The sequence below is a fragment of the Paenibacillus hemerocallicola genome, from assembly GCF_006265175.1.
In the GTDB taxonomy this organism is placed as follows: Bacteria; Bacillota; Bacilli; order Paenibacillales; family NBRC-103111; genus Paenibacillus_AB; species Paenibacillus_AB hemerocallicola.
In genome coordinates this window covers 75,954-90,690 of the sequence record NZ_VDCQ01000008.1, presented here as the reverse complement: position 1 = coordinate 90,690, position 14,737 = coordinate 75,954, and the positions used below count along the sequence as shown (strand labels likewise).

Sequence of the window (14,737 nt, the reverse complement as noted above, 5' to 3'; positions counted from 1 at the left end):
ACTTCCAATACGCAAGGAGAGAAGCGAAAATGAGTGTGAACATGGATCAAGTGGTGGCGCTGGCCAAGCACAGGGGCTTTGTATTTCCGGGCTCGGAGGTGTATGGCGGCTTGGCGAACACGTGGGATTACGGTCCTCTCGGCGTCGAGCTGAAAAATAACGTGAAGCGCGCATGGTGGAGAAAATTCATCCAGGAATCTCCGTACAACGTCGGTCTGGACGCGGCGATTTTGATGAACCCGCAGGCGTGGGTCGCTTCCGGCCACGTCGGCAATTTCAACGACCCGATGATCGACTGCAAGCAGTGCAAGGCGCGCCATCGCGCCGATAAGCTGATCGAGGGCGCCCTGTCCGAGAAAAACATCGAGATGATCGTCGACGGCTTGTCGTTCGATCAGATGCGCGCCTTGATCGAAGAGCATCAGATTGCATGTCCGGATTGCGGCAGCCGGGAATTTACCGACATCCGCCAGTTCAATCTGATGTTCAAGACGTTCCAAGGCGTCACCGAGTCGAGCTCGAACCAAATTTATTTGCGTCCGGAGACGGCGCAGGGGATCTTCGTCAACTTCAAAAACGTCCAGCGCACGATGCGCAAAAAAATGCCGTTCGGCATCGGCCAAATCGGCAAAAGCTTCCGCAACGAAATTACGCCGGGCAACTTCACATTCCGGACACGCGAATTCGAGCAGATGGAGCTGGAATTTTTCTGCAAGCCGGGCGAGGATTTGAAATGGTTCGAATATTGGCGCTCGTACTGCTTCGAGTGGCTGAAGGCGCTCGGTCTCAAGGAAGACAACATCCGTCTCCGCGACCATTCTGACGACGAGCTGTCCCACTACAGCAACGCTACGACGGATATCGAATTCAAGTTCCCGTTCGGCTGGGGCGAGCTGTGGGGTATCGCGGACCGCACCGACTATGACCTGAAGCAGCATATGGAGCATTCCGGCGAAGATTTCCATTATATCGACCAAGAGACGAACGAGCGCTACGTCCCGTACTGTATCGAGCCTTCGCTCGGCGCGGACCGGGTGACGCTTGCGTTTCTGATCGACGCGTTCGAGGAGCAGAAGCTCGAGGGAGACGACAGCCGCACGGTGCTTCACCTGCACCCGGCGCTTGCGCCGTTCAAGGCGGCCGTATTCCCGTTGTCGAAGAAGCTGTCCGACGGCGCGGGCAAAGTGTTCGCCGATCTGGCGAAGCATTTCATGGTCGATTACGACGAATCAGGTTCGATCGGCAAACGATACCGCCGTCACGACGAGATCGGCACCCCGTTCTGCATCACGTACGACTTCGAATCGGAGCAGGACGGCCAGGTGACGGTGCGCGACCGCGACACGATGGAACAGACGCGCATGCCGATCGCGGAACTGAAGGCGTTTTTGGAAGAACGGATCGTTTTTTAAGCTTCGAATACGGCGAAAAAATGAAGAAAGACACCCGGATTGCGCTTTATGCGATCCGGGTGTTTTGCGTTGGAGGCGAGGCGGTAAGATCGGGACGACTCACGAGAAATAAGGCCGGAACGAGCGTTATTTGGCGAAAACCGCCCCCATGAAAGGGAATAGCGCTGATTTCAGCATTATGAACCGGACGGGAGGGGGAATGCCCACTGCAAGGTCGGATTCCTCGCGAGCAAGCCAAGGGATGCGGGCGTTTACAGTCTACGAGGCACCGTTCTAGTACGTAATATTCACCATACGCGTGGCGTCCGTATAAATCACCTTCGCGCCCAGAACCTCGGCCAGCAGCCGCACCGGCACCATCGTAAAGTCTCCGATCAGCCGAGCCGGGCTGTCGGTTGTGCGGGATACGCCGTTCACTTCGACCTCGTTTTTCGTCGTATGCAGCGTAACCTTCTGTTTGCCTTTCGTGTACACGGCCGCTCGTTGCTCGGCGTTCCACTCGACGCTTGCTCCGAGCGCCGAGGCGAGGTCGCGGATGTACAGGTAGGACGAGCCGTCCACGATAACCGGCTTCAGTCTCATCGGGAAGCTGGCGCCGTCGACCGAATAGGTGGTGCCGTCCAGTCCGAAGGTCGCGGTCCGCGGCACCGGAGCCGACGAGACGAAGCGCTTGATGTAATCGGCGGAGCTTTCATGCAGCTTCGTCCTGCCGGTGCCCGGAATCGGCTCCGTCGTAAACTCCCATTCCTTCACTTCCGTAATGTTGCTGCCGTCGCTCAGCGTCGCCTGCAGGCTTATCATGACACGGTATGTCGAGTCCGGCTGCAGTGGATTGCGCGGGATGAGCATGACCGCGTTCGTCAGGCTGTCGTCATTGGCCGGCGTGTTGTACAGAAATTCGACGGACTTGCCGCCGTTGTCCGTCAGGTCGGCCCCCAGCAGCTTGACCTGCCCCACCTCGGAGCCGGAATATTGCGCCATGATCGGATATCCGACCGGGTATGCATGTCCCGAATGGATGCGGATCGGATCGGGCGTCTCATGGCCGTCGAACGAGGTCGGCACGTAACGGTCTCCGTTAACCGGCGAGACCACGAGCTTCGGGGTCGGATCGTCTTCCATGCCGAACTTGATAATCGTATAATCGCCAACCTTGCCGACGCCGATTTCTTGAATATACGGGTCCAGGAACGGCGTGCGATGATAAGGCGCGTCGAATAGGGCGTCGATCGTTTCCGGGAGCGTACCGCTATTGTAGGCGGCATCCTCGCCTAAGTTCGTGCCGTACCCGTAGTAGGAGCCGCGCTCTGACGGGTTTTTCCCGGTATAGCCGGGCTTGTCCGCGTTTTCCGAGTGGAGGCTTTCCGTGCTATCTTCGCTTTGCTGAACTTTATTCGTATCCAAATAGCTCGCGTGGGCCGTCGCGCTCGCATTGAGCCGTTCGTTCAATTTGACTCGCGGAAGTCCGTGCAGCGTCCGGATGTCGTTGATGGCGTCAAGTCCCAGCAGCTGATCGAGAGTGGGGGAAGCGAATTGCTTGATCGCGTCCTTCGCCACTACGAAGGACCATGACTTCTCGACCGGCTCGAAGCCGCTATACGTAATGGTCATGCGTACGGTATGCGCGCCCGGCTCTAAATCTTTGACCGGCGTATACACGTATGCTTCCAGCGCTTTATCGTAAGAAGCGGCCACCTTCTCGCCGTCCACAACCATCGAATAGGAGTCGGGCGCGTTCGGCATATCGGTACTGAAATAAAAGAGGACGGCCGGTTTCGTGATGCCGACGGTTTCCTGGGGAGCGCCCCGGGAGCTGTAGGAGGAGGCGATCGCTTTGTCTCCGGACAGCGTTAGACTGGAAAAAGATAAGAAAAACGTCAAAGCGAGCAGCAGCAACGGTTTGATAGATCGGTTCAAAGTCAGCAAGCGTCAATCCCTCTTTCGTTCCTAAGTTCGGGGCAAATAGTCGTCTCTATCAGCATAGCGGAAATTACCGTCATTCGGTAGAGGGGAAAAAACGGGTACCGGGACTGAGAATATTCAGTCCGGTACCCGGTATAGGCGATGCTACTCGTCTTGATCCGAATGCTTGCAGTCAAGCCAGGGGGAGGCGCTGTACAAGCTGCCGTTCCGGTAAGCGTATAGGCGATTCGATTCGGGGCATCGGCGGGCAGGTTCAATTTAAAGTCGTAGGACAGCACTCCTTGTTTAACCCGATCATGGGCCGAAGTTTGGATGGTTTGGGCTGCAACGGTAGTACCGTTCTGCGAAACGGCTTCGATCCGCAAATTACCGTCGCGCGGCGGAGCTCCCGCTTCGAGCTCTCCTTTGATCATACCGTTGGGCTGATATGCAGCGAGGTCGAGGATTGCTCGAACCCAGGGTTTGCAACCGTTCCAGTGGAATATAGTCGATCGTCTCTTCGGCTTGCGCTCGCGGTGCCGAAAAAGTCAGATCGGGCAGGGCGATCGCTGCGCTCAGCAACGCTAACGAACTTTTTTCCAGTTCAATCCGATTCCTTCTTAATTATATCGCCTAGAGTTACTTGGAATTCATATGTAGGCGATTTAATTCTGATGCTTATAGCCTAAAACCGAATAAATGCGCTGTTAATACTCGAAATGGGGTTAATTCAAAGGTTTTTTATCCTACAAAAGTATTTCTAGGCTATATTATCAGGCGATCCTATGTTATGATACAAATCATGAAATACCGAGATGGAAGGGGCTGCGGCTATGGTGCGACCTACCCGGGATCTATTGACGGAGCGGATCCGGCTGCTGCTGGACGAGTTACGGAGCCAAATAAGGGAAGGACAATTGCAAGCCGGCGACTACTTGCCTTCCGAGGTGGAGTTGGGAAAGGCGTTCCAGCTTAGCAAGGAATCCGTAAGGCGGGCACTCGACGAGCTGGTGGAGGAAGGGCTCGTCCGCAAAATACGCCGCGTAGGCAACCAAGTGACGGCCAACGGGGGGAGATCGATCGGACCGGAGCATGCGACCGGCGGTATGTCAGCCGTTGCTTCTGTCCGGGATGACGGCGGCGTTACGTCCGAACATCTGAACGGATCGGGAGCGTCGGTCGGGGGAGGCGGGATTACGATCAGGCTGGCCCACTATCCGAAAATGGAGGAGGAAACGATGTTATCGTCGCTGGTAGCGGATTTCGAACGGGAATATCCCGGTATTCGGGTCCGACTGCTGCCCGCTTCCTTTCCGTACGAATATGCCGAGCACGGGTTGGCCGATGCGTTTACGATCAGCGCATGGGACGCGCTGAAGCTGAAGGATCGCGATCCGCTGCTCGGTCTGATGGGGCCGCCGCCGTTCGGGGAGACGATTCATCCGGTACTCGGAAAGCCGTTCCGGGACAGAGCGGGGCGAACTGCCGCCGCTCCGTTCGTGTTCTCTCCCGTCATGCTTTGTTACAACCGGGACCATTTGCAGGCTTGCGGCATCGAGGAGCCGAATGACGGCTGGACGTGGTATACGCTGCTGAAAAATGCCCGATTGTTGGCCAGACGCCTCGACGTATGGGGATTTGCCGTACATATCCAATCGCTCAATCGCTGGCCCGTATTTTTGCTGCAGAACGGCTTCCGCTTTCGGCCGGCGGACGATACCCGGGCTTCCGAGGATCCGGCATTGTGGGAAAGCCTGCGCGTCGCGCGCGACCTGATCCATCAGCAGCGCCGGTCCCAACCGTTGCTGACGGAAAACGACGCCGATATCGAGCGGTGGTTCAAAGAGGGCAAAGCTTCGATGATCATGACGACCTATTACGGAATGAACCGGCTGCGCGACGCCGAAATCCGTTACGGGGTCGCGGCTCTGCCTTCTCTGCGGACATCCGATACGCTTCTGCTCGTGACGGGGCTCGCCGTCAATCGGAATACCCCGCACCCCGAAGCGGCGGGAGAGCTGATCCGTTATTTATGCGGCGAGAAGGCGCAGAGCCGCATACGGCGCCAAACGGTCACTCTTCCGATTCATCCGCGCGCCTTGGCGCTGCGGAACGGACTGCTGGGAAACCGGCCGGAAGGAGAAGGGGCGTTCGCGGACTGCTGGCCGCGCTGCCGGCTGTACGACGACTTGAATCTGGGAGCCGGTGTGCTGGAAGCGATCCGCGAGGAGCTGAAAGGGTACTGGTCGCGTCTGGAGGATGAAGCGGAGGCGAGCGAACGGCTGGAGCCGCTGTTCGGCCCGTATTCTTGAACGGACTACAACGAGAATGGAAATGGAGCGATAGCATTGAGCGAGATAATGGAGAAAATCCGGCGAATGACGATTGAGGAGCAAGTCGGGCAGTTGTTTACGTTTTACAATACGGGGCTGCAATTTTCCGATTTTGCCAAACGAATGATCGCCGATTACAAAGCCGGGGGCATGTTCCTCGATATGGGCAGTCTCGATCATCCGGAGCAGGTGCATTGGTTGACTTCCGACATGCAGGCCGCTTCCTTGAATGAAGGCAGCGGCATTCCGCTGTTTATTTCGGCCGATTTCGTGGCGGGGGCGGGCTGCAAGCTGAAGAACGGCGGAGCGGTCCATTTTCCGAAAAACAAAGCGGTAGGCGCGGCCGGGGACGAAGCGCTGGCCTACGAATCGGGACGCGTGACGGCGGAGGAGTCGCTGGTCATGGGCGTCAATTTCAACTACAGCCCTGTCGTCGATATTAACAACAACCCGCTCAATCCGGTTATCGGCACGCATTCGTTCGGGGAAGATCGGGACGAGGTGTCGGCGATGGGCTGCGCGGTCATACGCGGGTATCAGGACCATGGCATGATCGCGACGGCCAAACATTTTCCCGGACATGGCGACACCCAGGTGGACTCCCACTTCGATCTGCCCGTGCTGCCGTTCGACCGGGCGCGTCTCGATAGCTTCGAGCTCGTTCCGTTCCGCAAATCGATCGAAGCCGGCGTTGATGCCGTCATGGTCGGTCATATCGCGGTGCCTGCGCTCGATGACTCGGGAATGCCGGCGTCGCTGTCCTATAAGATGACGACCGGGCTGCTCCGCGAGGAGCTCGGGTTCGAAGGGCTTATCGTTACCGACGGCTTGTCGATGAAAGGGGTCACCTCGAAATTTACCCAAGCCGAGGCTTGCGTACTGGCGCTGAAGGCCGGAGCGGATATTTTGCTCGCCCATGCCCGCAATGTCGAGGAGGCGGGGCCGATGGTTGAGGCGGTGCTGACGGCCGTCCGCAGCGGAGAGCTGACTGCGGAACGAATCGTGCAATCGGTCGAGCGGGTCATGAGCATGAAGGCGAAATACAGACTGCTTCCCGAGACGTTCCGTATCCGGGAATTCGACAGTCATGCGGTGAACAGGCAGGAGTCGGAAGCGGTCAGCGCTCGGTTGGCCCGCAAGGCGGCGCTCGGCGTAAACGGGTTCGCGCCGTTGAAGGGGAGCGGAATAGAGGAGCCTCGGCGCTGGACGCTTCTATGGGACCGGCAGGTGGAGCGGTTCGCGGAGCTGGTCCGGGAGACCGGCATCCTGACGGCAGAGAGGAAGCTGGACTCTTACGCGGACGTAAAGGCCAGCCTCGAAGGCGGCACGCCGTCAGGGCCGGTAATCGTAGCGTTGACGCATAACAAGCGGATGGACGCCGATGTGCTGCAGGCGCTGAACAAGGCTGCGGCCGAGCATCCGGGAGATATCGTTTTGGTGCATTTCGGATCGTCTTACGACTTGGAGCATACTCCCGACGTTCCGGCATTGCTGTTGTACGATCGCGCGCCTTCCTTGCAGCAGGCCGCGGCCGAGAAGCTGTTCGGTTCGTATTAATACAAAATGAAAAACTGAATGTCGTGGCCTAGCTGCTTCAAATAGCTGTACAGCTGGGAGCGGTGATGATAGACGTGGGTTGTCGTCTCGATCAGCCACTTCGCTTGCGCGGTGGGCTCTTCCTTGTAGAACGCCTTCGTCTCCTTGTTCAAGAAGGCGTCATCATCCAGCGATTCGAAGTAAGTTTTTAGCTCTCCGAACAGCCGTTCCATCGCGGCCGCGAGCTGCATCGGATCGCGAACGCCGTCTACGACGGCCTCGGCCTTGCGGACATCCTCCATTTCTTTTTCCTGCATAATGACCAGATCGCTCGCCGGAATCGTGACGAGATGATGCGCCAGCTCGAGCAACGTGCGCATATTGTCGCGCGGACGGTAATCCCATTGCTCCGGCTTGACGAGCTCCAGCAGGCGTCGCGTCGTGACGACGCCATGCTCCAACTCGTGCAGCAAATGATCGCGGACGGCGGATACTTGTGACATGTTCAACACTCGCTTTCGTATCGAATAGTACTAATATATCCGGTTTCCCCCGCGATCGTATTGAACATTTCGGACATGTCCCCGCATCGCCCGAACCGCTTCCGTCGGCGGTTGCCCGTATAGCGATTTGAAGTCGCGGATGAAATGCGCTTGATCCGCATAGCCGAAGGCGGCGGCAGTATCTGCCCAATCGCTGTCATCGGAGCCCCTGCTTACGGAAGCCAATATCGTTTGAAACCGGACGATACGGCCGAACGGCTTCGGGCCGAGGCCTGTCCATTTGACGAACAAACGGTGAAGTTGCCGTTCGCTGATGCCGCCGCGAGCGGACAGCTCGGACACCGGCATCGATCCTCCCGAACGGAGCAGCTCGTACAGGGCATTGCCGAAGCTCGGGTCGCAATCGAGCGGCTGGAGCGATCCGGCCATGTTCAACAGGTGCCGCTCGGCGATTGCGGTCTGTTCCTCGAACGAACGGCAGCGGGAAAGCCTTTCTGCAAGCTCCGAAGAAGCGGTTCCCGAGATGTCTTCCAGCGGAAGCAGCCGGTCCGTAAATTCGGCGGCGGGAATGCGCAGCAACCGATAAAGACCTCCGGGAAAAAAACGGATGCCGAAATAACGGACGCGCCTGCATGAAGACAATGCGTCGAAGGGCGTCCCGAACGCTCCGCACAGCGAGCTCCGCACGATCCGCCCGTCCGGAAGCCACTCGAACAGCATGTCCATGCAGCCGTCCGGCACGACTCTATGGCCGGTTCCCGAGCCGCTGCCGGGACGCTGCTCCATGCCCCAGAAGCAGACGATATAAGGGGAGAGCGGCGGAGAGGGCGGCGCCTCCAGGTAAGACGCCGCGGCTCTGCCGGCGTCCCGGGGCTGCGTCGGTCGGTATAAAGGATAAAGTTCCGGCATCGGCGATCCTCCTTTCACCCGGAAGACGGATTTACCCGTGCTGCGCTTCTTTGCGGGCTTGCCCGTAGCATTTGCGGCATACCGGCAAATAGCTTTCGTTGCCGCCGATCATGATTTGTTCGCCCTCGAAGACGGGAATTCCGTCCTTGCAGCGCATATTCATCGTCGCTTTGCGCTCGCAGCGCCAGCATACCGTCTTCACTTCCTCGATTTTGTCCGCAAGCGCCATCAGATGGTAGCTGCCCTCGAACAGCTTGCCTTGAAAATCGGCTCTCAGGCCGTACGCTATGACCGGGATATTCAACTCGTCCACGATATCGCATAGCGCCTTGACCTGATTCTCGTTCAAAAACTGGGCTTCGTCGACCAGGATGCAATCCGGCCGTTCCCGTTCCGCTATTTTGAACATGTCGAGCTTTGCGGTCACGATAACCGCTTCCTTCCGTATGCCGATCCGCGAGGTGATGGCGCCAACGCCATACCGGTCGTCGATAGCCGGAGTGAAAAGCAGCGCCTGCTTGCCTTGTTCTTCGTAGTTGTGGGCGGTGCGAAGCACTTCGATCGATTTGCCGCTGTTCATCGCTCCGTACCGGAAATACAGTTTCGCCAAGATGTCCGCAATCCTCTCTGTCGTATAGTCGTAATAACCAGCATAACGGAAATCGGCTTGGAACGGTAGGGGGAATGAGCCCGCTATGCTCCTCCGGGAGCGCCGAGCAGCCTGAGCCGGAATGAGTTGATAGCCGCTTCGCCCAATTCCTCCAGAAGGCCGTAATTGGCCCAAGCGCCTACAATAGCCCCTATGCCGGGTACGAGCTGCAGCATTTTGCGGAAATCGATGGCATCGCGGTATTCCTGCTGCAGCTTCTCCCACTCGATCGTCTGCAGCGCGAGCTCTCCGGGAGGATACAGCTCGGCTGTGGCATCCCAGCTCTGTATGGTGCGATACACCCCCGTCTTGTGGTCCCGGCCCGAGAACGCGAGCTGGAACACATACAGCAGGAATAGCCGTTCCCGGTAATCGCGGGTCGAATAGCCGTACAGATGGGCGAGCTCGAACAAGCATTTCATCTTGATCGCGATCAGCGCGGGAAAATCGACGAGTCCGAGGGCGAAGCCCCCGGCGCCGGTCCCCGCTCCTTCGGCTGCGGCGATTTTTTTGTACGTATTGACGAGCGCCGCGGCTTTTTCGTCCCGTTCCTGCAGCGTCAGCCCGGCTTGCGGAAGTCCTTTCGGAACGTAATCGAGCGTGAACAGCACCGTATGGAATATTCCTTTGACGGCGGAAGTAAGGGCGGCGTGCACTTTCGCGGGAATTTTCTCATTGATTTTCGTTTGTACCGTTTTGGACGTACGCTCCAACAGTCCGGGAGGCTTCAGCAGCCGACGCTCCCACTCGGCGAGCCTAAAGCGAATCGAATCTTCATAGGCGTTCATGGTCATGGGTCAAGCCTCGCTTTCATTCCGATCGGGATCGGGATCGGATCGGGTTTCATTCTCTATGTTATCCCATACGCAGCACAAACGGATCGGTCTCACCCAATTATCGGAATGGAGGTGGGAAAAAAAGGTATTGACTTTTCATGGCGGGCGGATGAAACTATACTTATGAGGAATGCGGACAACAAGGGGGAATAGGCGTTGCACACCCATTTACTGACGAATGAAGAGCTTAGCCTGCTGCTTTCTCCCAAGCAAGCAAAAGGGCCGGAAGAGGCTTCTGCCGCCAATAAGACGTCCGACGACAGGGCTAAGGAGCTGGAGCGCCGCGTAGAACGTTTGGAGGCGGTCCTGGCCGAGACGATGAAGCGGATCGTCTTTCTGGAGGATCAGTTGTCGGTGAGGCAGTCTGCCGCGGCATTGGCTGCGCCGGAGCTGTCGGAAGGCTGGAAGGATCCGGCTGTGTCCGTGCCGACTTCTCAGCCGGCTGTCAAGGAAGCCCCGGTGACGCTGTCGCGGATGGAGACGTACAAGCGGGACAAAAAAAGGTCGCTGTTCAGAAAATAAGCTCAACCGGACCAACGCCGGTTGAGCTTTATTTAGTTTGATCGCGTCAATTGCCCGACAGCTTCGTCTGTATTTCTTTGTTGGCCGCTTCCTCCGCCTCGCGAAGAGCCGTATTGATATCTTTCGTTTTTAAGGAGACGGCGTTGAACGCGGTCGTCAAATGTTTGGCGCCGATCGATACGAAGTCCGAAGGCGTGGACGGAGAAGCGAATTTGGCCGGCAGGAAGCTGTTGAAATTTTTAGTCTTCAAATAAGGAATATCCTGTCCGAACTCCTTCATCGCGTCACGGCTTTTCAATGCCGGGAACAGTCCGTTGCGGGCCAAATGACGCTGGAATTCGTCCGAGGTCAAGTAGGAGACGACTTCGAACGCCGCTTCCTTCTTTTTGCTCATTTTCGTAATGTAGAAGTAAGTCGGGTAAGGCTGCGGTCCGATGCCCGGTTTGTCTTTCCATTCGGGGAACGAGACGACGTCCCAGTTGAAATTGTCCTTGAACCTTGCCGGGCCGAGCGCGGCCAGACCGAGGTAGATGGCTATCGTCTTTTCCTGATCGAACTTGTTCACTTGGACAGAATAGCTTACCGTCTTGCTGTCGACCTCATTGCCGGGAAGATGGTAAAACCGCGTCCACATGTCGAACAGCTTCTTGAACTCGTCTGTCGCGAACGGCACCTTGTTCTGCTTATCCGTATACGGAATGGACAACTGGTTGACGAGCATATTGTGCGACATCGAGAGCGTGAAGCCTTGATATTTGACGTTGCCGTCCGTCCGGGCCATTTTCCTGGACAGATCGTAGACGTCGTCCCAGGTCATGCCATCCTTCGGGTAAGGCACTCCGAACTTATCGAACAAATCTTTGTTATAGAACGTCGTAATCGTATTGTTGAACACCGGCAAGCCGTAAATGCCGCCGCTTGCGAGCATTCTCTGAATATCGACCGTAGTCGGCTCCAGCCGTCCGAGATCGTATTTGTTCGTCTTGATCAGCTCGGAGATGTCGTACTGCAATTGAACGTCCGTCAGAAAGTTCGTCTGGCCGCTCGACAAGTAGACGATGTCCAGCGTTTCCCCGGAAGTGATCAGCTTCTCCATCGAGGTGCCGGTCACCCGGGGAATGAATCTCGGCGTAACGTGAGGGAATTTCTCTTTGATTTTATTGCCGAACATCTTCGTGAAGCCGTCGGCGTCGAAGTCTCCCGATTCCGAGTAAAACGTAAGCTCTACCGGCTCCTTGCTCTTCTCGGCCGGTTTGCTCTCTCCTTCGGTCTTGCCCGTTCCGCTTCCCGGGCTGTTTCCCGAGCAGGCCGATACGAGCGCCGCGAGCAGGCTGACCGCTGCCAGCTTCTTCATCCTGTGTCCCGATGACTTCGGGTTATCTGTAGTCCCGTATATGACCGCTCCGTCCCCCGTCTCCATGCTCGGGCTTGCTTTCCTGCCGATACCCCTTTTATTCGCCATTCCGCAACCTCCCCGTCATTTGAGTGCGACCCGGAATTCCCTGTAAGCGCTTTTACCTTTGTCTGTGCCGGCACCCGCTTACTCCGAGAGTAACACAATCGAATGAATGAAAGTTGCGATTCGTTATGGTAAAATGTCAGTAAATTACTTACGTGTCCATAGGAGGAACTATGTTGATATTCGAACATTGCTCTTATTTGGAACGCAGCCCGATCAAGCTCGACATGTTCTATGACGTTTCCCGCAATTTCAAGCAGCTGTTCCATTTCCATCCCGGTATCGAGATCATTTTCGTTCATGCCGGCGCAGGACGGCTCATCGTCGAACAATCCGTGCACGACATCGGACCGGGCACCCTGCTGTTTATTAAGCCTTACCAGCCTCACTTTTTGCAAATGGATATAAGCTCGGACCAGCCTTACGTACGGTCGCTGATGAAGTACGAGCCGATGTTTTTCTCGGAGTATTTGAAAGCGTTTCCTTCGCTGCATCAGTTCCATCAGCATCTGTGCAACGATCCGTCCAGCGCGCAGGTCGTGCACGTTCCCCATCCGGAGAGGCTCGAGCGGTTTCTTCAGGAAAATTACGAGCGGCTGGAGCGCCATCCGCTGCGCAATCGGATGGAGGACAACGCGTTGTTCCTCGTTTCATTGCTCCATTATTTGCATCCGCTGTGGAAAACGGATACCGTATCGAAGCCCCGGGCGTTGGATTCCGTCCCCGCCGTGGCGAAGATGATGGTATGGATCAACGAAAATTACGACCAAGATTTCCAACTGGAGGCGCTGGCCCAAGCGGTCCATTTGTCGCCGAACCATATCTCGCAGCTGTTCCGCAAAGCGACGGGGAAGACGATAATCGAATTTTTGACCGACCGGCGCATGAAGCAGGCTTGCATTCTGCTGAAGACGACTACCGGCTCCGTCCAGGAAATCGGCGAGAAATCGGGCTGGCCCAACTTCAACTACTTCTGCAGCATTTTCAAAAAACGAATGGGCATGACCCCGAAGCAATACCGCTATCATTGAAAAAAAAGCCCAACCGGGGCCTCCTTAAAGGGGCTGTCGGTTGGGCTTGCTGTTTCACGATCAAATGGTGTAGGTGCCGATGTCCAAGTGGCCCATAATCTGCTCGCGCAGCTTGACGAATTCCGCGCTGTTCCGGTTGCGGGGTCTCGGCATGTCCGCATGGACCTTGCTAATAATCCGCCCGGGACGGGGGCTCATGACATAGATCGTGTCGGCCAAATAAACAGCCTCGTCGATGTCGTGGGTGATGAGCAGCACCGTTTTCCCCGAACCGCGCCACAGCTTGATCAGTTCGTTCTGCATCGTCAGCCGGGTAATCGCGTCCAGCGCCCCGTACGGCTCGTCGAGCAGCAATACTTCGGGGTTCATGACGAGCGCGCGGGCGATCGAGGCCCGCTGCTTCATGCCGCCGGACAATTGGGCCGGGTAATAGTTCTGAAAGCCGCTTAAGCCGACCTTGTCGAGCACTTCGCCGACGCGTTCGCGGCGTTCCTTGGCCGGGACCTTGGCCAGCTCGAGTCCGAAGCCCACGTTCTCCTCCACGGTGCGCCACGGGTACAGGGCATGCTCCTGAAAGATGAGCACCCGCTGCGGGTCGGGCTTGCCGATCGGATTGCCGTTGGCGAGCACCTTGCCGTCGCTCGCGGTCTCGAGTCCCGCGATCATGCGGAGCACGGTGCTTTTGCCGCAGCCGGACGGTCCGACGATGGCGGCGAATTCGCCCTTCTCGATCGTGAAATCGATATCGGACAGCACTTCTAGCTGACCGAATCGCTTCGTTACGTGTTCGATCCGGATGGTTTGCATTATTGATCGCCTCCCATTACGTAGCGGTAACGAAGCAGTCTGCGCTTCAGCTTCTCCAATACGAAATTGTCAATGATGGAGGCGATCGTGCCGATCACGACAATGCTCAGCATGACGCCGGCCATATCGGCGACTTCGCCCCGCCAGCTCGAGTAATACCCGAGACCGGACGTGGCCCCGCCGACCATTTCCGCCGCGATCAGAGAGCGCCAGGCGTTGCCGAAGGCGACTTGGGCGCCGGTAATGAAGGACGGAAACGATTCCGGCGCGAATACTTTGATCAATTGCTGACGCTTCGAAGCGCCGAACACCTTGGCCAGCTCCAGATGCGTCCTGTTGACGCCCTCGGTGGCGTTCAGCACGGACAGCGCCATAGGGAAGAAGCTGGCGATCGTAATGACGGTAACAATCGTCGCGTTGCCGTAACCAAGCAGGATCACGAAGAAGGGTACCCACGTTATCGGCGGTATGGATTGAAGAATCGAAATAAGCCCGCGCAAATAGACGGCAAAGCTGCGGGAAACCCCGGCCAGCAAGCCGAGAATGGCTCCGAGCGCACAGGCGAGCGGGTAGCCCAGCGCCAGACGGACCAGACTGTCTTTCACGCCGTTCATGAAGTCGGCGTCGGAGAAGCTGCGGACGAGCCTTCCGAGCACTTCGGGCACGCCGGGGAGCAGAAACGGTTTGTTCAATATCCACGAATAGATCTGCCATACGGCAAGAAGGCTGCCTATCGCAGCGAGATAAGGCAGCACCTTGCGTATGGACCTGATTTTCGATTTCGTGGACCGGTTCGGTTTATCGGTTGTCGAGTTCACCGGGCGAGTCTCCTTACTGT

General features: G+C 57.0%; 13 protein-coding genes. 5 read left to right on the top strand and 8 right to left on the bottom strand.

The features are described 5' to 3' along the window. Window positions 1-29: 29 nt before the first annotated feature. Window positions 30-1,412 carry a glycine--tRNA ligase gene (locus FE784_RS08035; RefSeq protein WP_139601622.1) on the top strand — a complete coding sequence of 461 codons (1,383 nt, stop codon included), beginning with the start codon at window positions 30-32 and terminating at the stop codon, window positions 1,410-1,412. Between the two features lie 273 nt (window positions 1,413-1,685). On the opposite strand, the gene FE784_RS08030 is transcribed toward FE784_RS08035, so the two are convergent. Beyond that, a complete protein-coding gene (locus FE784_RS08030; protein WP_139601621.1) occupies window positions 1,686-3,338 on the bottom strand; it encodes a stalk domain-containing protein in 1,653 nt (550 codons plus the stop codon). Between the two features lie 809 nt (window positions 3,339-4,147). On the opposite strand from FE784_RS08030, the gene FE784_RS08025 reads away from it, so the two are divergent. Further along, window positions 4,148-5,626 (top strand): extracellular solute-binding protein, encoded by a 1,479-nt coding sequence (locus tag FE784_RS08025; protein ID WP_139601620.1) that lies wholly within the window; start codon window positions 4,148-4,150, stop codon window positions 5,624-5,626. Between the two features lie 36 nt (window positions 5,627-5,662). Then, a complete protein-coding gene (locus tag FE784_RS08020) occupies window positions 5,663-7,204 on the top strand; it encodes a glycoside hydrolase family 3 protein (RefSeq protein WP_139601619.1) in 1,542 nt (513 codons plus the stop codon). On the opposite strand, the gene FE784_RS08015 is transcribed toward FE784_RS08020, so the two are convergent. From FE784_RS08015 to FE784_RS08000, 4 genes are all read right to left on the bottom strand, one after another. Further along, window positions 7,201-7,686: a DinB family protein gene (locus FE784_RS08015; RefSeq protein WP_139601618.1), complete on the bottom strand. Its 486-nt coding sequence runs from the start codon at window positions 7,684-7,686 to the stop codon at window positions 7,201-7,203. The two genes, FE784_RS08020 and FE784_RS08015, sit on opposite strands and share 4 nt — an antisense overlap. Before the next feature lie 30 nt (window positions 7,687-7,716). Continuing rightward, the gene (locus tag FE784_RS08010) at window positions 7,717-8,595 is read right to left on the bottom strand and encodes an AraC family transcriptional regulator (RefSeq protein ID WP_139601617.1); all 879 of its coding nucleotides are present in this window, start codon (window positions 8,593-8,595) and stop codon (window positions 7,717-7,719) included. 31 nt (window positions 8,596-8,626) lie between these two features. Then, window positions 8,627-9,205: a thymidine kinase gene (locus FE784_RS08005; RefSeq protein WP_139601616.1), complete on the bottom strand. Its 579-nt coding sequence runs from the start codon at window positions 9,203-9,205 to the stop codon at window positions 8,627-8,629. Between the two features lie 83 nt (window positions 9,206-9,288). After that, window positions 9,289-10,032 (bottom strand): EcsC family protein, encoded by a 744-nt coding sequence (locus FE784_RS08000; RefSeq protein ID WP_139601705.1) that lies wholly within the window; start codon window positions 10,030-10,032, stop codon window positions 9,289-9,291. A gap of 204 nt (window positions 10,033-10,236) precedes the next feature. Between FE784_RS08000 and FE784_RS07995 the strand changes: the two genes are divergently transcribed. Beyond that, window positions 10,237-10,602 (top strand): hypothetical protein, encoded by a 366-nt coding sequence (locus FE784_RS07995; RefSeq protein WP_139601615.1) that lies wholly within the window; start codon window positions 10,237-10,239, stop codon window positions 10,600-10,602. A gap of 46 nt (window positions 10,603-10,648) precedes the next feature. Here FE784_RS07995 and FE784_RS07990 read toward each other — a convergent pair whose 3' ends face one another. Beyond that, on the bottom strand, window positions 10,649-12,064 hold the full coding sequence (locus tag FE784_RS07990; RefSeq protein ID WP_139601614.1) for an ABC transporter substrate-binding protein: 1,416 nt from the start codon (window positions 12,062-12,064) through the stop codon (window positions 10,649-10,651). A gap of 173 nt (window positions 12,065-12,237) precedes the next feature. On the opposite strand from FE784_RS07990, the gene FE784_RS07985 reads away from it, so the two are divergent. Next, window positions 12,238-13,092, top strand: a complete 855-nt coding sequence (locus tag FE784_RS07985; RefSeq protein ID WP_218103757.1) for a helix-turn-helix transcriptional regulator — start codon at window positions 12,238-12,240, stop codon at window positions 13,090-13,092. A gap of 60 nt (window positions 13,093-13,152) precedes the next feature. On the opposite strand, the gene FE784_RS07980 is transcribed toward FE784_RS07985, so the two are convergent. Both FE784_RS07980 and FE784_RS07975 read right to left on the bottom strand, forming a co-directional pair. Then, window positions 13,153-13,899: an ABC transporter ATP-binding protein gene (locus tag FE784_RS07980; protein ID WP_139601612.1), complete on the bottom strand. Its 747-nt coding sequence runs from the start codon at window positions 13,897-13,899 to the stop codon at window positions 13,153-13,155. Further along, complete coding sequence (locus FE784_RS07975; protein ID WP_246131943.1) at window positions 13,899-14,717, bottom strand: ABC transporter permease; 819 nt, start codon at window positions 14,715-14,717, stop codon at window positions 13,899-13,901. The genes FE784_RS07980 and FE784_RS07975 overlap by 1 nt, the downstream gene beginning before the upstream one ends. Between the last annotated feature and the right edge of the window lie 20 nt (window positions 14,718-14,737).

What these genes read in the sequence shown, in the direction of transcription:
- FE784_RS08035 (WP_139601622.1), top strand. Translation starts at nt 30, where the DNA reads ATGAGTGTGAACATGGATCAAGTGGTGGCGCTGGCCAAGCACAGGGGC.
- FE784_RS08025 (WP_139601620.1), top strand. Translation starts at nt 4,148, where the DNA reads ATGGTGCGACCTACCCGGGATCTATTGACGGAGCGGATCCGGCTGCTG.
- FE784_RS08015 (WP_139601618.1), bottom strand. Translation starts at nt 7,686, where the DNA reads ATGTCACAAGTATCCGCCGTCCGCGATCATTTGCTGCACGAGTTGGAG.
- FE784_RS08010 (WP_139601617.1), bottom strand. Translation starts at nt 8,595, where the DNA reads ATGCCGGAACTTTATCCTTTATACCGACCGACGCAGCCCCGGGACGCC.
- FE784_RS08000 (WP_139601705.1), bottom strand. Translation starts at nt 10,032, where the DNA reads ATGAACGCCTATGAAGATTCGATTCGCTTTAGGCTCGCCGAGTGGGAG.
- FE784_RS07990 (WP_139601614.1), bottom strand. Translation starts at nt 12,064, where the DNA reads ATGGCGAATAAAAGGGGTATCGGCAGGAAAGCAAGCCCGAGCATGGAG.
- FE784_RS07980 (WP_139601612.1), bottom strand. Translation starts at nt 13,899, where the DNA reads ATGCAAACCATCCGGATCGAACACGTAACGAAGCGATTCGGTCAGCTA.